This is a genomic window from Actinopolyspora mortivallis DSM 44261 (assembly GCF_000384035.1).
GTDB classification, from domain to species: Bacteria; Actinomycetota; Actinomycetes; order Mycobacteriales; family Pseudonocardiaceae; genus Actinopolyspora; species Actinopolyspora mortivallis.
Map to the genome: position 1 here is coordinate 345,800 of NZ_KB913024.1, position 19,484 is coordinate 365,283.

The window sequence follows — 19,484 nt, forward strand, 5'->3', positions numbered from 1 at the left end:
GAGTCAAGGCTTGACCTTCCGTCTCGGGGAGTCGGACCACAGGGCCGGATGGGGGAGTCCGGGCCGGTCGGGGTAACCGGCTTTTGTCCCTGTTCGTGATCTGACTGTGACAACGGACGTCGGGACATTAACCAAGGAAGCCCACCGGGAGCAAATCCCGATCATGGCCCCGTCTTCCGCGTGGTGGTTCCGGAACGGGCGGGCCGTTGCGGGGTTTGGCGGTGCACCACCTGATTTCGTCCCATGAGGACGGTTGTTCTCCTGGCGTTTCGTGACCTCCTTTTCTGTCCATTGAGGACTTTCTGGTGGTTGTCACGGGGACGGGGAGGAGGTCCGAAAAAATAAAAAAGTGTTTCATGTCACAACGCGGTGTGGCCGTTCCCCGGTGAGGGGCGGTGGTTGTTCCGAGTGACCGATCGGTGACCTGGTCACTATGGGTCGAACGTTCGGCACGTTTCGTCGTGATCGGCGGGGGTTGCCGCTTAGCTCGAAAAGATGAATTCGTTATCCCTGTGCTTCCCGGCGCGTTCCGGGGCGGGCCGGGCGAGGGCCGGTGGGGTTGTTAGCGTCACCACGGTGGACGCCCGTTCCGGTCACGAGCCAGGAACCGAGCCCGGAACCGTGGTCGGGTCCGGTCAACCCGGAAAATCGGACATGAATACTACAGTGGACCGTCTTGTCGGTGCCGAGGAGGGAACCCGACGACTGCGCGTGGCGGGTGGTGTCGCCCTCGTCGCCGCGCTGTGCCTCGGAGCCGCCCCTCTGGTCGGCGTGGTCTCACCCGAGGTGCCCCCCGCCTACCCCTCGTGGCCGGTGCTGGTGCTGTGCGGGGCGCTCTGCCCCGCCCTGGCCGTGTTCCACCTGCGTGGACGGCGTCCCGCCGCCGCCCGCGCGGTGCTGCTCGCCACGGGCGCCGTGGCGGTGGGCGGACTGTTCGACGGTGTGCAACTACTGCTCGACCCCGCCCTGGCCCCCACTCCGGAACTGTTCCTGCCCCGGAGCCTGCGCCCCCTGGACCCCGGCCTCGGCACCTGGGCGTACCTGCTCGGATGGGTTGGCTTCCTCGTGGCGGGCGCCCTGGCAGCCCCGTCCGGCCCCGTGAGCGGGACGAACTCCGAGAGCGGTGCTCCCGTCGCCGGACAGCGGCTGTTCACCGGAGTGCTGTGTGCCTCGGCACTCGCCGCGGTCGGCTCCCTGCTCGCCCGCTTCACCTCCGAGGATCCCTTCGTGTTCACCGAGGTGGGGCCCGGAGCCGCTCCCGCCGTGTTCACGGGCGAGGTGCTGCTGGCCCTGTCCGTGCCCCTGGTGGCCGGTTCGGTGGTGAGCTCGGCCGATCCCCACACGGCACGCGCCGGCCTGCTGGGGCTGGCCGGCGCGTTGACCGCGAGGAGCGTTCCGGTGCTGGCAGCGGCACTGGTCCACCCGGAGTTGGCGGTGGGATGGGGAACACTCGCCCAACTGCTCGCCGTGTTCGCCTTCCTGGCCATGGCCCTGCTCGCGGGGAGAACGGGAACTTCGCCCACCGGTTCGGGCGAGCTCAGCCTTCCCGCGCCGAGGCGGCTGACCCGCCTCACTGGGGTGGTGGCCTCGTCGGCGGGGGTGCTGGCCCTGCTCGCGGCGCTGCTGCCCCAGCTACGCACCCCGGACGGCTCCGCAGGACTGGGCGAGTACACGGATCCGCGGGTGCTGCTGGTGGCCGGATGCGTGTTCGCCCTGCTCGGGCTGAGCGTGCTGTCTGCCCGGGGAACGGTACTGCGCCCCGCCGTGACCGTCGCGTGGGCCGTGATCCCGCTGGGTGGGGCGGCGAGTCTGGACATCGTGCTGCACGTGGCCGGGGCCACCCCCGCCGATCTGATGCCGCTCGGGGTGTGGCTGACGGTGGCCGCGCTCCCGCTGTCCGGGGCCGCGGCGGTGTGCGCCGGGATGGCCGGAGGGGCCGAACGGGACGAGGTGGACCTCAGTGAGCTCCGCCCGAACCGTCCCCTCCTCGCGGTGGTGCTGCCGCTGGCCGGGCTGGCGACGGCCGCGTTCGTCCTGCCGGTGCTGCGGGCACCCGACTACGTGCCGCTGGGCGTGTTCGGTGAGTTCGGCATCGCCTCCTGGGGGCTGCTCGCGGCACTGCTCGTGGTGCTCGCGGGACTGGTCCCGGTGCCGTTCTCCCGCCGGCCACGGGCGGCGGCACTGCTGGTCGGAAGTGCGCTCGTGCTCGGTGTCCGGCTCGCGCAGGCTCCGCTGACCGCGCCGGGCATCCCCGGTGCGGTCCCGGGACCCGGTCTGTGGTGCGCGGCGGCCGGGTTGGTGCTGGCCGTGCTCGGGGCGGTCGTGGCCGGGCGGCCGCGCCGTTGATGTGAGCTTGACCGCTCCGCGTTCCCGGCACCGCGTCGTTCCGGGCGAATTGCCCGGTCGTGGGCGGGTGTGGGTGAGCGAGTTCACCGGGTGCGCTGCTTCTGTCGTTCTCGCAGGTCGATATGGTTACCGGAGTCCGACACCGACGTCGCAGGAGAGTCGCGTGGACCTGTACGAATACCAGGCGAAGGAGATCTTCGCCTCCCACGGAATACCGACACTGCCCGGTTCCGTGGCCACGGATCCCAACGGGGCCCAGGCAGTCGCGGAAGAGATCGGCGGGCCGGTGGTCGTCAAGGCCCAGGTCAAGGCCGGAGGGCGCGGAAAGGCCGGCGGTGTCAAGCTGGCCGAGACCCCGGACGAGGCCCGCAGCAAGGCCGAGGCGATCCTCGGCCTGGACATCAAGGGCCACACCACACGCCAGGTGCTGGTCACCGAGGCCTCCGACATCGCCGACGAGTACTACCTCTCGTTCCTGCTCGACCGTGCCAACCGCAGTTTCCTGGCGATGGCCTCGGTCGAGGGCGGTATGGAGATCGAGGAGGTCGCGGCCACCAAGCCGGAGGCGCTGGCCAGGATCCCCATCGACCCCATCCGGGGCGTGGACGAGGCCAAGGCCCGCGAGATCGTCGAGGCCGCCAAGTTCCCGACGGAGATCGCCGACCAGGTCACCGAGATCGTCGCCCGGCTCTGGGAGGCGTTCGTGGCCGAGGACGCGACCCTGTTCGAGATCAACCCGCTGGTCAAGGACCCGCAGGGCAAGGTCATCGCCCTCGACGGCAAGGTGAGTCTCGACGACAACGCCGCGTTCCGCCACTCCAAGCAGTCCGAATACGTGGACGAGGGGGCCGAGGACCCGCTGGAGGCCAAGGCCAAGGCCAAGGACCTCAACTACGTCAAGCTGGACGGCGAGGTCGGCATCATCGGAAACGGTGCCGGTCTGGTCATGTCCACACTGGACGTGGTCGCCTACGCGGGAGCCGACCACGGCAACGTCAAGCCGGCCAACTTCCTCGACATCGGGGGCGGTGCCTCCGCCGAGGTCATGGCCGCGGGGCTGGACGTCATCCTCGGTGATCCGGACGTGAAGTCCGTCTTCGTCAACGTTTTCGGCGGCATCACGGCTTGTGACGCGGTGGCGAACGGAATCGTCCAGGCGCTGAAGATGCTCGGGGACGAGGCGGCCAAGCCGCTGGTGGTACGGCTCGACGGCAACAACGTCGAGGAGGGCAGGCGAATCCTGGCCGAGGCCGACCACCCGCTGGTCACACTGGTGGACACCATGGATGGCGCGGCCGACAAGGCCGCCGAGTTGGCTGCGGGCAAATAAGGGGCGAGCGCCGTGTCAATCTTTCTCAACGAAAACAGCAAGGTCATCGTCCAGGGGATCACCGGTTCCGAGGGCACCAAGCACACGGCTCGGATGCTGCGCTCCGGAACGAACATCGTCGGCGGTGTGAACGCCCGCAAGGCGGGGCAGACCGTCGAGATCGAGGGCAGTCGGCTGCCCGTCTTCGGCAGCGTCAAGGAGGCGATGACCGAGACGGGGGCGGACGTCTCCGTGGTGTTCGTCCCGCCGAAGTTCGCCAAGGACGCCGTGATCGAGGCGATCGACGCCGAGATCGGGCTCGCCGTGGTGATCACCGAGGGCATCCCGGTGCACGACGCGGCCTACTTCTGGTCGCACGCCACCGCCACCGGCAACCGCACCCGCATCGTCGGGCCGAACTGCCCGGGTGTGATCTCGCCGGGCAAGTCCAACGCCGGCATCATCCCGGCCGACATCACCTCGACAGGCAGGATCGGGCTGGTCTCCAAGTCCGGCACCCTGACCTACCAGATGATGTACGAGCTGCGGGACATCGGTTTCTCGACCTGTGTCGGCATCGGCGGTGACCCGGTCATCGGAACCACCCACATCGACGCGCTGCGGGCCTTCGAGCAGGACCCGGAGACCGAGGCGATCGTCATGATCGGCGAGATCGGCGGGGACGCCGAGGAACGGGCCGCCGAGTACGTCAAGGACAACGTCAGCAAGCCGGTCGTCGGCTACGTCGCGGGCTTCACGGCCCCCGAGGGCAAGACGATGGGCCACGCGGGGGCCATCGTCTCCGGTTCGGCGGGGACCGCCGAGGCGAAGAAGGAGGCCCTGGAGGCCGCCGGGGTCCGGGTCGGCAAGACCCCGAGCGAGACCGCCAGGCTGATGCGTTCGATTCTCGGCGGCTGAGTGCCGCGGGTTCTCGTTCCGGGCGCCGTCCAGCAGGGGAACAACCGTGCCGGGCGGCGCCCGTGTGTGTCCGCGCCTCTTCCGCGCGCCGTCGTTGTGACTGTTTTTCGGGTTTCGGTACCGTCGTGATCGAGACGTCGGCGTGCTCCCGCCCGACCGGCCGTGAGTCCGCTCCGAGCGGGACCCGACGGGAGGCGGGAGACCCCGCCGCACGGCCGTCCCCGGACCTCGGGACGGCGGAGCCTTCCCGACACGACCGCCCGGCCAAGGATGGAGTTTCCCATGCCCGCCCCCTACCCCCCTCCCCAGCCGTCCGGATCCACCGGAGTGGGGTGGTTCGAACCGAACGCGAAGTCGGTGCTCGCGCTCGCCGCCGCCGGTCTGGGGCTGGTCGGCTGGTTTCTCGGGTTCTTCGGTCCGGCCGGGGCGCTGACGGCGGGACTTCCCGGGCTCGGGATGGTCACCGTGGCCGTGCTGGCCGGGATGTGGTTGCTGCCCCGGGTGCCGTCCTGCCTCGTGGCCATGGTCCCCGCCGCGGTCTACGCCGCGCTGTCGGTGTTGCAGAGCGTGATCGTGGGCAGCGATCCCGGGGCCGTGGGGGTCGTGCTGGTGTTGTGCGCCCTGCTCCAGGCGGTGGCCGTGGTGGGGCTGTTGCTGTTCGAGTACGAGCTGCTGACCCCGCCGAAGGCGGGAGCGGCCGCGGCCACGCAACAGGTGACCCACCCCGGAGCCGGTGGTCAGCAGGGTCCCGGCCAACAACCGGGTGGTTGGAATCCGCAGACCGGTTCGCAGCCGGTCCAACAGCCGGGAGCGAACCAGGGTGGTTGGGCCTCCGGCGGCATGCAGCAGGGCGTTGCCCCCGCCGGTCAGTTCGGCCAACCCCAGCCGCCCTACGCACAACCCCAACCCCCCCAGGCACAACCGCCGACGCACTCCCAGCCGTCCCCTCCGCAGCAGGCCCAGCCCGGGAACCCCTACGCCGGGCCCCCGCAGGGGTGGTCCCACCCCTACGAGCAGCAGCCTCCGGCGGAGGAGCAGGGCGGAACCCAGGAAGGTCCGCAGGGCACCCAGCAGATTCCCCACCCCGGGCAGCGACCTCCCGGCGGGCCGGGTGCGTGAGAACCCTCCGGTGTGAGCGGGACCGGTCAGCCGCCCTCCCGGAGAGGGAGCCGGGGTCCGGAAGAACTTGATCGCTCGTCCGGGTGAGCTTTTCGGCGCGTCGTCCGCGCTGTTCGCGGGTCGGGTGACACCTTCGATCGTGTGAGGGCACTCGATTCCGCTCAGCAGGACACTGCCGAGCCCCGACCGGGCCGGTGGTGGGTTCGCACGGTGCGGGAAGCCCTGGTCGCGGCCGTTCTGGTCACGGTGGCGGGATGCCTGGCCACGGTCGCGCTGGTCGCCGTGATCGTCGGAGCGGCCCCGCGGGCCGAGCTCTCGTGGTCCGTCGTCCTCTCCGCCGTTCCGGGCTGGCTGGCCGCGTTCCGGGTTCCGCTGCGGATCGACGGGGCACCGTTGAGCGCGTTGCCGCTGCTGCCGACCCTGCTGCTCGTGGCGGCGATCGCCTGGAGCGCGGCCCGGGTGGCCCGGCGCTGTCGCCTGCGCCAGCCGAGACAGCTCCTTCCGCTGGTGCTGGCCACCGGCGGGTTCCACACGCTGACCGGCCTGTCGTGCGTCTCGACGCTGGAGCTGCTGCAAGCCCCGGTGAGGGCCGGATTCACGCAGGCCTGGCTGCACTGCGCCCTGCTCTCCTGCGCCGCCGCGCTGGCGGGCACGGTGGACCGGTGCGGAGTGCTCTACCTGCTGTGGCAGCGTCTTCCACGCGGCATGTGGCCCGCCGTGCGGGTGGGCGCGTCGTGCTGTGCCTGCGTGGTCGCCGCCGGAGCGGCGGTGTTGCTCACCGCGCTGACGCTGAACCTGCCGGAGGTGCAGGCCCGTTCGGTCGCCCTGGGCAGCGTCGGCGCGGGATGGGGAGCGACCGTGCTCGCGGTGCTGTACGTGCCGAACGCGGTGTTCGGGGCCTGGACGTTCGCCACCGGGACGGGACTCGCGTTCGGGGACACCGTGCTCACCCCGTTCGCGGGGGCACTGGACAGGCCGCTTCCGGTGCTGCCGCTGTTCGGCCTCCTGCCGGAGGAACCTCCCACCACGCCCGCGCTCGGCGTGTTGTCCGCACCGCTGCTCGCCGGAGTCGTGGTGGGGGTGTGCTGCCGTCGGGAGGTCGCGCGGGACGGCAGTCGGGTGCTGCTGTACGCGGGACTGTGCGCCGGGTTGTTCGTGCTGGTGGCGACGTTGGTCTCCGGTGGAGGTCTCGGCGGGGTGTACGGCCCGTTGTCGTTGCGGCCCGTGGTGGCGGCGCTGGCCACGACCGGCTGGCTGACGGCCGTGGCCGTCCCGGTGGCCCGGTTGTTCGGGACCGGCGGGGACACCGGCGACGGCGACGAGCTCGCCGAGTCGCCTCCCGCCCCCTCGGACGGGGACACCGGCGAGGAGCCGACGGAGCGGCCCGACCCGTCCGGGGAGTCCGCCGAGGACGGGGAGGAGCCGGACGGTCGAACCGTCCGCGAAGAGGAGGAGTGCTCCTCCGACGTCGAGGGGGACGACGCCGCGGCGGGGGAGTCCATTGCGGAGGACCCCGCCCCGGAGTGCGTCTCGCCGTTCCCCACGGAGGCGGAGGGCGTTCCCGCCGTGGAGGAGGGTTTCCCGTCGGAGGAGGAAGCCGACCGGCAGCGGCTGCCGCTGCCCGAGTGAACCCGGCGGGTTCCCTCCCGCGCCGGAGCGGTGTGTGAGGTTCCCGTCGCGGCGGACCGGGCTTTCTCGGTGCCGTTGTCCCAGGCGGTGGGATCAGGGAAAACGTCCGGACGGAGTCGTCGCGTGGCACACCACCGCCGAAGGACCCTGCCGGTGGTGATCGCGAACCGGGCGCTTAGTCTGCGTGTGGCATCAAGCGGAAAATCTCAAGGCCGTCGTCAGGAGTGCACACTGAGCGCCCCACTCCCCACCGCCACGGAGCGGGACAGCGTACTGCCGGACGAGTCCGGCGGCAGAAGTTTTCGGCCGACCGGCCCGATGCGGGTGGTCGTCCTGGTGTCCGGGTCCGGCAGCCTGTTGCAGGCGCTGCTGGACGCCGCCGAGGACCCGAACTATCCGGTGCGGGTGGTCGCCGTGGGCGCGGACCGCGCCGGGACGACCGGCGTGGAACGTGCCGAGCGGGCCGGTGTTCCCACGTTCACCTGTCGACTGAAGGACTACGGGAGTCGACAGGAGTGGGACCGGGCACTCGCCGAGGAGTGCGCCGCCCACGAGCCGGACCTGGTGGTCTCGGCGGGGTTCATGAAACTCGTCGGGACCGGGTTCCTGGCCCGGTTCGGGGGCCGCTACCTCAACAGCCATCCCGCCCTGCTGCCCTCCTTCCCCGGAATGCACGGGGTGCGGGATGCGCTCGACTACGGTGTCCGGGTGACCGGCTGCACCCTGTTCGTCGTCGACGAGGGAGTCGACACCGGACCGATCCTGGAACAGCAGGCGGTCGAGGTGCTGCCCGACGACGACGAGCGGAGTCTGCACGAGCGGATCAAGGTCGAGGAACGACGGACGCTGGTGCGAACGCTGCAACGGTTGGCAGAGCACGGGTGGACCGTGCGGGGACGAAAGGTGAGTATCGGCGTGACCACGAGTTCGCAGCAACAGCGACCGGTGCGGCGTGCTTTGCTCGGTGTTTCGGACAAGTCGGGCCTGCTCGAACTGGCCACCGGGTTGCACGCGGCCGGAGTGGAGATCGTTTCCACCGGAGGGACCGCCCGGACGATCTCGGACGCCGGAGTTCCCGTCACACCGGTCGAGGAGCTCACCGGTTTCCCCGAGACCCTGGACGGCAGGGTCAAGACCCTGCACCCGCGCGTGCACGCCGGTCTGCTGGCGGACCAGCGCAGGCGGGAGCACGTCGAGCAGCTGGCCGAACTGGACATCCCCCCGTTCGACCTGCTCGTGGTCAACCTGTACCCGTTCGTCCGCACGGTGGAGTCCGGCGCGGAACCGGACGAGATCGTGGAGAACATCGACATCGGTGGTCCGGCGATGGTGCGTGCCGCCGCCAAGAACCACGGCAGCACGGCGGTGGTGGTGGACCCGAACGACTACGAGTGGGTCGTGGAGCGGGTCCGCGCGGGAGGTTTCGACGACACCGAGCGGGCGCGGCTGGCCGCGGCGGCGTTCCGCCACACCGCCTCCTACGACGTGGCCGTGGCCGGATGGATGACCCGGCGCACCGGCGACAGCGAGGAGACCTTCCCCGGCTGGATGGGTGAGACCTGGCAGCGGCGCAGCGCACTGCGCTACGGGGAGAACCCGCATCAGCCCGCCGCCCTGTACGTCTCCGGCGGCGAGGCGACCGGACTGGCCGCCGCGGCCCAGTTGCACGGCAAGGAGATGTCCTACAACAACTATGTGGACGCCGACGCCGCCTGGCGGGCCGCGCACGACCACGCGCGCACCTGTGTCGCCGTGATCAAACACGCCAACCCCTGCGGCATCGCCGTCTCGGACACCGACGTCGCCGAGGCCCACCGCAAGGCCCACGAGTGCGATCCGGTCAGTGCCTTCGGAGGTGTGATCGCCACCAACAGCGAGGTCTCGGTGCCGATGGCCGAGCAGATCTCCGAGGTCTTCACCGAGGTGGTGGTGGCCCCGAGCTACGCCGAGGGCGCTCTGGAGGTGCTCCAGAAGAAGAAGAACGTCCGCATCCTCACGGCCCAGCCGCCGCAGCCGGGGCGGGTCGAGATGCGTGCGATCTCGGGGGGTCTGCTGGTTCAGGGCGCGGACGAGATCGACGTCTCCGGTGACGACCCGGCGAACTGGACTCTGGCCGCAGGGGAGCCCGTGGACGCGGAAACCCTGCGGGACCTGGAGTTCGCCTGGCGAACCTGCCGTGCGGTGAAGTCGAACGCGATCCTGCTGGCCGACCGGGGAGCCACCGTCGGCGTCGGGATGGGGCAGGTGAACCGGGTCGACGCGGCCCGGCTGGCGGTGTCCCGCTCCCGGGACCGCGCCGGTGGCGCGGTGGCGGCTTCGGACGCCTTCTTCCCGTTCCCGGACGGCTTGCAGGTGCTCATCGACGCGGGGGTGCGTGCCGTGGTGCAGCCCGGTGGTTCGGTGCGGGACGAGGAGGTGACCGCGGCGGCGGCCGCCGCCGGTGTTCCGCTCTACCTCACCGGCACCAGGCACTTCGCCCACTGAGGACCGTGCCGAGGTGTTTTACGCGGTCCCCGGGCGGGTGAGCCCGGGGTCACCGCCGGGAGCCGGACCGTCCTCCTGCGGTTCCCTCCAGACCCGCCAGGGCCGGGTGCGTATCCACTCCCCGATCGGGGTGGGGCGGAATCCGAGGACCCGCTCGGCGGTCGGGTCGGCGCGGAACAGCTCGGAGTCGGGGTGTTCGTCCAGCCAGTGGTAGATGCCCGCCACCCCGGCCGCCGTGCGGGCACCGAGCGGGCCGCGCAACATGGCCTCGAATCCGGTGGCCGTCAGTGGCCGGAAGGTGACCTCGTCGTTCAGCTCCGCGCCCAGCAGGCCGGCGAGTTCGGGGCCGGTCACCTCCTGCCCGCCGGTCAGCGGCAGCACCGTGTGTTCGAGGCCCTCCCGCGTCAGCGCTGCGACGGTGGCCGTGGCGAGGTCCTCGTGCGAGAGCCAGGCGACCTTCCGGTCCGGGGCGAAGGGGTAGGACAGCACCCCGTGGTTCACCAGCTCGGGCCCGTTCCAGGGACTGAAGATGTTGTCCAGGTAGACCGTCGGGCGCAGCACCACGACGGGCACCCCGCTGTCGCGCAGGATCCGCTCGGCGATCCGCCTGGTCTCGTAGACGTCGTAGCGGGTGACCTCCGCGGGCAGCGGGAGGTTCGTGTTGTGCACGATCCGCCGTAGCCCCGCCCGGCGGGCGGCGGTGGCGATGTTGGTGGCGTAGGTTTCGACGAGTTCCCGGTCGAACACCAGTGGGAGCACCACCGAGGCGTGGGTGATCCCCTCGAAGGCCCGTCGTAACCCGTCCGGGTCGGCCAGGTCCCCGTACACCGTGGTCGTCGTCGCGGAGGGGGCGCCGCCCCTGGTGAAGCCGCGTACCTCGTGCCCGGCGGCTCCGAGTTTCTCGGCCACGGCGGCTCCCTGGAGTCCTCCGGAGCCGATGACCAGGTAGCGGTGCTGGTCGGTCATTGTTGCCCATCGTCGTGTTCGGTGTCGTGTCCGTGTCGAGGAAAGCACGTCCGGACCCCGCCGGGGAACACGGAAACCGGTGTCCTCGGACGGGGAGTTGTCCGTGTGCCGGGGACTGTCCGCTGTCGACCGGTCCGTTCCCCTTTTCGGATGATCAACTTGACCGGCGGTGCCGAATGCGGTTTACTGAGGCTGTTCGAACACGAGTTCGAACAGCACGGTGGCCGACGTCGGGGGTCGGCCACCGTGTCGGGGGACGTGTCGTGTTCTCATACGACACGAGCGGTACCTTCCGGACGGTCACCCGGCGTCCTGTCCGATGCGGGGTGGACGTCCGAAGCGACGTGCGGGTGCCGCCGGAGGCGGGCGACCGTGTTTTGTACGGGGTGTTTCGCGGTCGCCCGTCGCCGGGTCCCGCGTGCGGCCGGGGGCGGGCGCCCAGGACGAACGGCTTCGAACGTTCGGGGGAACCTCCCGTTCGTTCCGAATGTCGAACATGTCCTACCGCCACGATCGAACCGTGCGCGCCGACTACCATCCGGGCGTGGCCGAAAACGACTCCACGGAGAACACGGAGCCGAGTTTCGAGATCGGCAAGGACGGGCTGGGCGGCATCGTCGTGGGAATGGACGGCAGCCCGGCGAGTTTCCACGCCGCGGCGTGGGCGGCCGGACTGGCTCGCCGGGAACGCTCCCGCCTGGTGCTCGTCTACGTCGAAGCGGTGGGCGGGGTGGCCTACTGGTCGCCGATGGGAGTGGCCGTGGCCAGCGAGGCCGCCGAAAGCCTCGTGGCCGACCTGAAGCGGGAACTCGTCACCCACCTGCAGTGGGTCGACATCGACTGGGACTTCGTCCACCACCGGGGGGATCCGGCTGTCGGACTGGAGCGTGTGGCCGAGGACTACCGGGCCGACCTCATCGTGGTCGGCCGTTCCCGCCGCCGTGGCGGCCTGCTCGGCACCGTACCGGCCACGCTCGTGGTCGAGGCGGTCAGGCCGGTCGTGGTCGTGCCGTGACCCTCGCCCTCCGCCGTGGTGCGGGCGGGGTGGCCCGGCGGCTCAGCCGGTAGCCCCCGGTAGCCACCCCGCGCACCGGGAAACGGGATCCCCGCTACTCCATCGGGGGACGTGCCGCTTCGTTGCCCGACAACGCGACCAGGGTGCCGTCGGCGAGCAGCTCGTTGACCGAGGCGGGCAGTACGTAGGCCGTGCCCCCGCCGGGCTGTTCGAACCACGGAACCGCCGTGCCGCCCAGCACCTGCACGGGGCGCTGCACGCGGTAGGCGAAGTAGTTGCGGCTCGCCCACTGGGGAGGCAGCGAACGCTGGTTGTAGGGCGTGCGGATCGCGTACATGACGTTGCCGTCCGGTTCGCCGAACCGGTCCAGCTCCGCACCCGGCTGCAACACCATGGTCTGCCTGTTGCGGTACAGCGTCAGCGGCGGTTCCCCCCGCAGCGGCTGGATCGGCTGGTCACCAGCCGTGCGTGGGGGAGGTGCGGCCGGTGCTCCGGGCGACTGTCCCCCGGGGCTCTGGCCGTTCGGGGCCGACGGCGGAACCGGTGCCGGGGTGGGCTGTCCCGGCTGGGGAGCACCCGGCGCGTTCGGAGGCATCGGCCGTGCCTGCGGAGGCGGTACGGCTCCGGGCGGTGGGGTGGGGGGAACTCCTCCGGGAGGCTGTCCCTCGCCACCGGCCGGTGGCTGGGCAGCGGCGGGAGGTTGGGGCCCGACCGGGCCCTCGGAGGGGGCCGGACGTTCCGGTTGCTCGGCGGGGCCGCCCTGTTCGGGGCGGGGTTGGCGTTTCGGAAGCGGAGGAGGCATCTGCCCCGGCGGGGGAGTGGTGACGGCGGCGTCCGCTGACTCCTCGGGTCCGGACGTGGTGGGAGACGCCGTCGGTGCGTCGTCCTCGGAAGGAGCGGCGGAGCGGGCCGCGTCCTCGCGGCCGGAGGAGTCCGGTTCCTCCGGGCGGGCCTCGGTCGCGGTGAACAGGAAGTTCCCTCCGCTGTCCGGGCCGGTGACCGTGTCCTCCCTCGTTCCGGGGCGGAGGTCCTCCTCGGCGGGAAGCGGGCTCGGCTCGGGCGCTCCGTCCCCGGTGGACGGTGCGGTGTCCCGTGTCGGCTCCTCGGACGGCTCGGTGTCCGCGGCGGCCTCCGGATCCGTCCGCGTGGAGGGGAGTTCGGCACCCGGGGAGCCCCCCGGGGCGGTGGTTTCCTCCGCCTCCGTCAGGAGCAGACTCCCCAGCAGGTAGGCGCAGGCCTGGTCGGGGCGGGTGAAGCTCAGGGTCTCGTCGTCACCGGGGGCGGTGACGATCCACTCGGTTCCCTCCTGGAACAGCGACCAGACCTCCTCGGAGCGGACGCCGAGGCCGTACTCGGAGGCGGGTACCCCGAGCTCCCCGAGCCTGTCGCGCAGCTGGGCGAAGATCAGTTCGGAGTCCTCCTCCGGTTCGTCCCTGCGTCCGTGGCGGGAGGCGGCTCCCGCCTCACCGGAGGACCGTGGTTCGGCCTGCGGAGAGGACCGCTCGGTGACGGGCGGTTCGGACGAGGAGGTATCACTCTCCTCGGGGAGGGCGGGATCCACCACGGTGTCGTCCACGGTGGACTCCTCCGGGGGCGCCGGTTCGCCGACCTGTTCGGGAGGCTGGGACTCGAGCGGGGCTTCGTCGAACCGGGAGGCGGGTGGTTCCGCCGCGGCGGCCATGGTCGTCGTGACCGCTTCGGCGTGCTCGTCCTCGTGCCCACCGGCGGTCTCGCGGAAGGACTCGGGGACCCCCTCGGCACGTTCGGCCGCCTCGGCCGCGCGGGCCGTCTCCGTGGCCGCCTCGAACACCTCGGGGTCCAGGTCCGCGACGGCGAACCCCGCCGCACGCACGTGCTGGACGAGTTCGGGCTGCGGCGGCATCCCGTACTGGGCCAGGTAGTAGGGCACCGCGGCGGGCCAGACCCAGCTCCCGTCGCTGTGCCAGGTGTTCGGAACGGCGTCCGGACGGCTCGGGTCCAGTTTGTCCGCGAGCCCGTTCTCGGTGCTCAGCACCATCGGCGCGCTCTCCAGGTAGCGCCGCAGGGGTTCGCTCTCCTGGGGGGACAGGGGAGGACGTCCCCGCACCAGCGGACGTCCCCCCTCGTCGACGTCGTCGAACACCCGCGCCGTGGTCAGCCTGGGGTGGACCGGGGGTTCCTCGGCGAAGACGGGCTCCGACGGGGTGGAGTGGGCGGCCTCGCCGTCGCTGGCGGGCTGCTGGTGCTCGTTCTCCGGTCCGGAGTCGGGACGCATCTCCCCCAGACGTGCGTTCATCCATTCCGGAATGTTGTCCGTGGAACGCGGGTAACGGCGCAGTTCCTCGGCGTAGGCCTCGGCTGGCGGCGGCTGCTGCCACCGGGGCTCCTCGTCGAAGTTGATGTCGATGCGGTAGCTCGACGGACGCTCCACGGTGTACAGCGCGCTGAGCCAGGTGCCCACGTCGGGCCGGTACATGCCCTCCCGGAGGTGCTCGAAGATCTCGTTCAGTTCCTCCGGTGGTTCCCAGGGCCGACTGTCGCCGTCCTGCAGGGTCACTTCCGCGAGCAGATCGCGGTAGTCGCCGGTGGCGCGGTACTCCACGGCGACCTGCTGCCAGTCCTCGGGCGCCTCCTGTAGCAGCAGGACCCCGATCCTGCGTGCTATCTGTTCCTGCTCTTCCGGGCTTATCGCTGTCGGGCGCGACATGGGTGTCATCCTCCCCCTCTCAACCGGGCCCTCCGACTCCACCCCACGTCGACGTTACTCGATCGACAGTCGAGCACCTCGCCCGGCTTTCGGGTTTCCGCTGGTCGAAACGAGCGCGGCATCCCCCTCGTGGGTGACCGGCGGCGGGTGGGCGCGGCATCGTCGTCCGGCCTGGTCGGGAAGAACCCCTCCGGGCGACACCGCACCGTGCGGCAGAGCCGTGAGGGAACTGGTGGATTGCTCACATCGAGGGGGTGACCGGGACGGAGGAGTCGTTACGGTCGTTCCGTGAGTACCGGAGCAGCCACCCGCACCCTCGGCCGTGCCTACGAGTTGGTGCCCCGGTCGTTCGGGGTCGTGGGTTCCGCCGCGGTGGGATTCCTGCTGGCCCTGCAGTCCCGGGTGAACGGGGCGTTGGGAACGCGGCTGGGGGATCCGCTGGCCGCGTCGGTGATCTCCTTCGGCGGCGGGTTGCTCGCGTTGCTCGTGGTGGTGGCGGCCAGTCCGCGGGCACGTCGGGGTTTCGTCCGGCTCGGACGGGCCGTGCGCTCCGGAACAGACATCCGGGCCTGGCAGTGCGTGGGCGGGGTCTGTGGGGCCTTCCTCGTGTTCAGTCAGAGTGTCGCCGCGAGTCTGCTGGGGGTCGCGCTGTTCACCGTCGGTGCCGTGAGCGGGCAGGTGGCCAGCGGACTGGTCGTGGACCGGTTGGGGCTCGGTTCGGGGGTGACCCGCCCCCTGACCGTGCTGCGGGTCACCGGGGCGGTGCTGGCCCTGGTGGCGATCGTGGTCGCCGTCTCGGCCCGACTGGGTGACTCCCGGGCGAGCCTGCTGGTGGTGCTGCCGCTGCTCGCCGGGACGGGGGTGGCCTGGCAGCAGGCCATGAACGGGCTGGTCAAGCAGACGGCGGACTCGGCGGTTTCGGCCGCCACGCTGAACTTCGCCACCGGGACGGTGGCGCTGGTGCTGGCCTTCGGCGGCGAGATCCTGCTGCGTGGTTTCCCCACCGAGTGGCCGACGATCCCGTGGTTGTACGTCGGAGGACTGCTCGGCATCTTCGTGGTGGGCGGATCGGCGATCCTGGTGCACTACACGGGTGTGTTGCTGCTGAGCATGGGTATCGTCTCCGGACAGCTGATCGGGGCGCTGCTGCTGGACCTGGTGCTTCCGGTGGCGGGCTCCCACGTGAACACGGGCACCGTGGCGGGGATCTGCCTGGCGCTGCTGGCGGTCGGCGTCGCCTCCTCGGACACAGGGGCGAAAGTTCCCGTCCGCGCGCGATCTGCGAGGATGACCAACCGTGAGCGCCACGATTCTTGACGGTAAGGCCACCAAGAACGCCATCTACGACGAGCTGCGGCCTCGGGTGGCCGCGCTCGCCGAGCAGGGGCGTACCCCGGGGTTGGCGACGGTGCTGGTGGGCGACGACCCCGCCTCGCACTCCTACGTGCGCGGCAAGCACAACGACTGCGCGCGCGTCGGGATCGAGTCGATCCGCAGGGAACTGCCCGCCGACATCGGCCAGGCCGAGCTCGAAGGAGTGATCGACGAGCTCAACGCCGATCCGGCCTGTACCGGCTACATCGTCCAGCTGCCGGTTCCCGACCATCTCGACACCGGCTCCCTGTTGCAGCGGGTCGACGTGCGCAAGGACGCCGACGGGCTCAACCCGGTCAGTCTCGGCAGGCTGGTGCTGGGGGAACCCGCCCCGCTGCCGTGCACGCCGCGCGGGATCGTCGAGCTGCTGCGCCGCTACGGGGTCGAACTGAACGGCGCGCACGTCGCGGTTCTCGGACGGGGTATCACCGTGGGCAGGCCGTTGGGACTGCTGCTCACCAGGCGCAGCGAGAACGCGACGGTCACGTTGTGCCACACCGGCACCAAGGACATCGCGGCGGAGCTGTCCCGGGCCGACGTCGTGGTGGCCGCGGCGGGCAAACCGAACCTGGTCACCCCCGACATGATCAAACCGGGGGCTGCCGTGCTGGACGTGGGGGTCACCCGCGGCGAGTCCGGGCCGCTCGGGGACGTGCACCCGGACGTGGCCGAGGTGGCCGGTTTCCTCTCGCCGAACCCGGGTGGGGTCGGCCCGATGACCCGCGCGATGCTGCTCACCAACGTGGTGGAGGCCGCCGAGCGTTCCGCGCGGTGAACACCGGCATCTCTTCCCCGTGAGGTGTGGATCCGTCGGGGTCCGCACCTGACGGGTCGCGCGAAGACGGCAGGCACGTTCCACGGTCTCGGAAGAGAGGGCGATGTTCGGGTTCGGCGGCGGGCGCGCCCCGGTGCACCTGTGGTTCGCGCTGGTGGTGCTGGTGGCGCTGTCCGGGATGGTGTGGGTGGCCATGTCGCACTGGCGGGAGGGGGCCGCGCTGCTGGGGGGCGCCTTCCTGTTGGCCGCCGTGCTGCGCGTGATGGTTCCCCCGGAGCGGGTGGGGCTGTTGGCCATCCGGAGCCGTTGGGTGGACGTGGTGCTCTACGGCGCCCTGGGGCTGGTGATCGTGGCGGTGGCCGTGACCATCAAGGGCGGACCGTTGAGCACCTGAGTGGCCCGTGACCGGAGGGGCCGCTCTTTTCGCTGTCAGCGCGGTGTCAGTCCCGTGTCAGTACGTTCTGCTGGAGTGTTCCCGAAGCTGTCGGGAAACGGCACGGGACGGCCTATGAGTGCGGCAACGGAATCCCTCTGGAGCGGATCGGAACTCGACCTCGACGGGTATCTCACCCGGATCGGACACCACCAGCGACGTGACCCCTCGACCGCGACGCTGCGGGCACTGCACCGTGCTCACGTCACCTCGATCCCGTTCGAGACCCTCGACATCGTCGCGGGCCGCCCGGTCGGGCTCGATCTCGCGAGTGTGCAGGACAAGCTGGTCCGGCGTCGCAGGGGTGGTTACTGCTACGAGCACGTCGTGTTGTTCGCGGCGGTGCTCGAACGGCTGGGATTCGGCGTCACGGGGTTGCACGGAAGGGTCACCTCGGACGCGCTGCGGCTGCTCGGGCTGCGTTCGTCGACGTCGCGGAGGCGCGACGCCGTCCGGGTCATCGACCGCCCGGCCACACACGCGCTGCTGTGTGTGACCACGGCCGACGACGAGAACCCCTACCTGTGCGATGTCGGGTTCGGCGGTGGGCCGTTGTATCCGATCGAGCTGGTTTCCGGCAAAAAGTGTGACCAGCAAGGCTGGCAGTTCGCGCTCGAACGCGAGGTCGGCGAGACCGGGATCGGGATCTGGTGGCTGCGGCAGCACACTCCCGAAGGCTGGCTGGACCGCTACGCCTTCACCCTGAATCCGCAGTACCCCGTCGACTACGGGGTCGGACACCACTTTCTGAGCACCCATTCCTCGTCGGTGTTCCGGCGGAGACTGTTCGCGCAGCGTTTCCGTCCGGACCGCCACGAGGTGCTGCACGGCACGAGCCGGTTCACCGCACACGCCGACGGTACTTCGCACGAGACGACGCTGCGTCGGGACGAGGTGCCCGGGGTGTTGCGTGCGGAGTTCGGGATCGACGTGGATCCCGAGGACGGTGTGCCGGGACTCGACTGATCACTCGTTCCCGAGGTCCCGCCTCGCGATGGGAGGACCATGTTTCTGGAGCGGAATCCACAGGAGGAGTTCACCGAAGTCCGGCGTTGGTTCGAGGAGTACCTGGAGGAGCACGACGAACGTCTCGGCCGTTCCGGGGCCGTGTGTCCGTTCGTGCAGCCCGCCCTGCGCAACGACTGCGTCCGCTTCGAGCTCGCCGAGGCGGACGACCCCGTGGAGCTGGCCGAGCTGACCTCGGTGATGGAAGGTCAGATCGAGCGGTTCGAGAAGGTGGACTGGCCCGAGGGCAAGGTCGACATCAGCGCCCTGGTGACGGTGCTGCGCGGCGTTTCCGAGGAGCGGGCTGTGCTGCTGGACGACGCCCAGCGCGCGGTGAAGGGCACGGCCGTGCGCAACGGGCTGATGATCGGCCAGTTCCATCCGCGCTGTCCCGATCCCTCGGCCCGGAACCCGGAGTTCGCGGTCTCCCGCGCGCCGGAGCCGTTGTTCGTGATCCGCCGGATGGCCTTCCACGACATCCTGTTCCTGCACGACGTTCCCGAGCTGTTCGCCGAGTACGACCGGCGGTTCGGGCACTACTATCACGAGCGGGCGGCGGGCAAAGTCGACCCGCGTTTCGCCGAGCTGTACCGACTCGCCCGTGGCGAGGGGACCAAGAGCCCCTACATCGACTACGAGCACATCGACACGCTGTTGTCGTTGCAGACGCCGCGAACGGGCAAGCCCGCCGAGACGACGTTCTACGTGCTCGGCCAGGTCAAGGAGCTGCTGTTCAAGCTGATCTACGAGGAGACCCGTTCGGCCCGGCTACGTCTGGTGGAACGTCGTCTGGACGACGCGATCGTCCACCTCCGCCGGATCGTCGAGGAGTTCGGGGTGCTGCGCGGCGCCTGGGACGTGCTGGACACCCTCTCACCCGGGGACTTCGCGGAGTTCCGCGACCAACTCGGGATCGCCTCCGGCATGGATTCCTACATGTTCCGGATGATGGAGTTCGCCCTGGGCAAGAAGTCCGAGGCCATGGCCGAGCGTCACCGTGGGGTTCCCGGGGCGGAGGAACAGGTCTACCGCGCCCTGCGCGAGAGCAGCCTGTACGACGAGGCGGTGCGCGTGGTTTCCGAACGGTTCGCCCCCTCGGCAGAGGGGGGTCGGACCGAGCCGGAGGAGAGTGCCGGAGAGCGGAACCTGGTTGACCTCTGGGCGGAGGTCTATCGCTCGACGGCTCGCGCGGACGAGTCGTTCCGACTGGCCGAAGCTCTGGTGGGGGTGGCCGAGGAGTACGCCCGCTGGTGCTGCTCACACCTGTTGACCGTGGAACGGCTCATCGGCACCAAACCGGGTACCGGCGGCACGGAAGGAGTCTCCTGGCTGCGTGCCTCGGCGGACTACCGCCTGTTCCCCGAACTGTGGCGGGCGCGCACGGTCCTCTAGCGAGGAGCCCCTCCCGGTCGACGGGCTCGGACG

At 70.6% G+C, this 19,484-nt stretch carries 14 protein-coding genes and 1 pseudogene; 13 read left to right on the plus strand and 2 right to left on the minus strand.

Features of this window, described 5'->3' with window-relative positions:
* Window positions 1-654 precede the first annotated feature (654 nt).
* The 7 genes and pseudogenes from ACTMO_RS0101760 to purH all read left to right on the plus strand — a co-directional run bounded on the left by ACTMO_RS0101760 (window position 655) and on the right by purH (window position 9,805).
* On the plus strand, window positions 655-2,346 hold the full coding sequence (locus tag ACTMO_RS0101760) for a hypothetical protein (protein ID WP_157062765.1): 1,692 nt from the start codon (window positions 655-657) through the stop codon (window positions 2,344-2,346).
* A 163-nt stretch (window positions 2,347-2,509) separates the two neighbouring features.
* Window positions 2,510-3,676: an ADP-forming succinate--CoA ligase subunit beta gene (gene sucC, locus ACTMO_RS0101765; RefSeq protein WP_019852934.1), complete on the plus strand. Its 1,167-nt coding sequence runs from the start codon at window positions 2,510-2,512 to the stop codon at window positions 3,674-3,676.
* 12 nt (window positions 3,677-3,688) lie between these two features.
* Window positions 3,689-4,573: a succinate--CoA ligase subunit alpha gene (sucD, locus tag ACTMO_RS0101770; protein WP_019852935.1), complete on the plus strand. Its 885-nt coding sequence runs from the start codon at window positions 3,689-3,691 to the stop codon at window positions 4,571-4,573.
* Between the two features lie 282 nt (window positions 4,574-4,855).
* Window positions 4,856-5,692 carry a DUF5336 domain-containing protein gene (locus tag ACTMO_RS21805; RefSeq protein ID WP_019852936.1) on the plus strand — a complete coding sequence of 279 codons (837 nt, stop codon included), beginning with the start codon at window positions 4,856-4,858 and terminating at the stop codon, window positions 5,690-5,692.
* Window positions 5,693-5,833: 141 nt separating this feature from the next.
* Window positions 5,834-7,321: a cell division protein PerM gene (locus ACTMO_RS0101780; RefSeq protein WP_157062766.1), complete on the plus strand. Its 1,488-nt coding sequence runs from the start codon at window positions 5,834-5,836 to the stop codon at window positions 7,319-7,321.
* A 318-nt stretch (window positions 7,322-7,639) separates the two neighbouring features.
* Window positions 7,640-8,194, plus strand: a pseudogene (purN, locus tag ACTMO_RS23995) (phosphoribosylglycinamide formyltransferase); the annotation flags it as partial.
* Between the two features lie 42 nt (window positions 8,195-8,236).
* Window positions 8,237-9,805, plus strand: a complete 1,569-nt coding sequence (purH, locus tag ACTMO_RS0101785; protein WP_026448768.1) for a bifunctional phosphoribosylaminoimidazolecarboxamide formyltransferase/IMP cyclohydrolase — start codon at window positions 8,237-8,239, stop codon at window positions 9,803-9,805.
* Window positions 9,806-9,823: 18 nt separating this feature from the next.
* On the opposite strand, the gene ACTMO_RS0101790 is transcribed toward purH, so the two are convergent.
* Entirely contained in the window at window positions 9,824-10,771 is a 948-nt protein-coding gene (locus tag ACTMO_RS0101790; RefSeq protein WP_019852938.1) for an SDR family oxidoreductase, read from the minus strand.
* Window positions 10,772-11,315: 544 nt separating this feature from the next.
* On the opposite strand from ACTMO_RS0101790, the gene ACTMO_RS0101795 reads away from it, so the two are divergent.
* Entirely contained in the window at window positions 11,316-11,786 is a 471-nt protein-coding gene (locus ACTMO_RS0101795; RefSeq protein ID WP_245555996.1) for a universal stress protein, read from the plus strand.
* Between the two features lie 94 nt (window positions 11,787-11,880).
* Here ACTMO_RS0101795 and ACTMO_RS0101800 read toward each other — a convergent pair whose 3' ends face one another.
* Window positions 11,881-14,472: a glycohydrolase toxin TNT-related protein gene (locus ACTMO_RS0101800; RefSeq protein WP_019852940.1), complete on the minus strand. Its 2,592-nt coding sequence runs from the start codon at window positions 14,470-14,472 to the stop codon at window positions 11,881-11,883.
* Between the two features lie 288 nt (window positions 14,473-14,760).
* Between ACTMO_RS0101800 and ACTMO_RS0101805 the strand changes: the two genes are divergently transcribed.
* From ACTMO_RS0101805 to ACTMO_RS0101825, 5 genes are all read left to right on the plus strand, one after another.
* Complete coding sequence (locus tag ACTMO_RS0101805; RefSeq protein ID WP_019852941.1) at window positions 14,761-15,789, plus strand: DMT family transporter; 1,029 nt, start codon at window positions 14,761-14,763, stop codon at window positions 15,787-15,789.
* Window positions 15,770-16,621 carry a bifunctional methylenetetrahydrofolate dehydrogenase/methenyltetrahydrofolate cyclohydrolase gene (locus tag ACTMO_RS0101810; RefSeq protein WP_019852942.1) on the plus strand — a complete coding sequence of 284 codons (852 nt, stop codon included), beginning with the start codon at window positions 15,770-15,772 and terminating at the stop codon, window positions 16,619-16,621. Before ACTMO_RS0101805 ends, ACTMO_RS0101810 begins: the two co-directional genes overlap by 20 nt.
* Before the next feature lie 103 nt (window positions 16,622-16,724).
* Window positions 16,725-17,015 carry a DUF3017 domain-containing protein gene (locus ACTMO_RS0101815; RefSeq protein WP_019852943.1) on the plus strand — a complete coding sequence of 97 codons (291 nt, stop codon included), beginning with the start codon at window positions 16,725-16,727 and terminating at the stop codon, window positions 17,013-17,015.
* A gap of 114 nt (window positions 17,016-17,129) precedes the next feature.
* Window positions 17,130-18,020, plus strand: a complete 891-nt coding sequence (locus ACTMO_RS0101820) for an arylamine N-acetyltransferase family protein (protein ID WP_019852944.1) — start codon at window positions 17,130-17,132, stop codon at window positions 18,018-18,020.
* 39 nt (window positions 18,021-18,059) lie between these two features.
* Window positions 18,060-19,451, plus strand: a complete 1,392-nt coding sequence (locus ACTMO_RS0101825; protein ID WP_019852945.1) for a tryptophan 2,3-dioxygenase — start codon at window positions 18,060-18,062, stop codon at window positions 19,449-19,451.
* The last annotated feature ends 33 nt before the right edge of the window (window positions 19,452-19,484 follow it).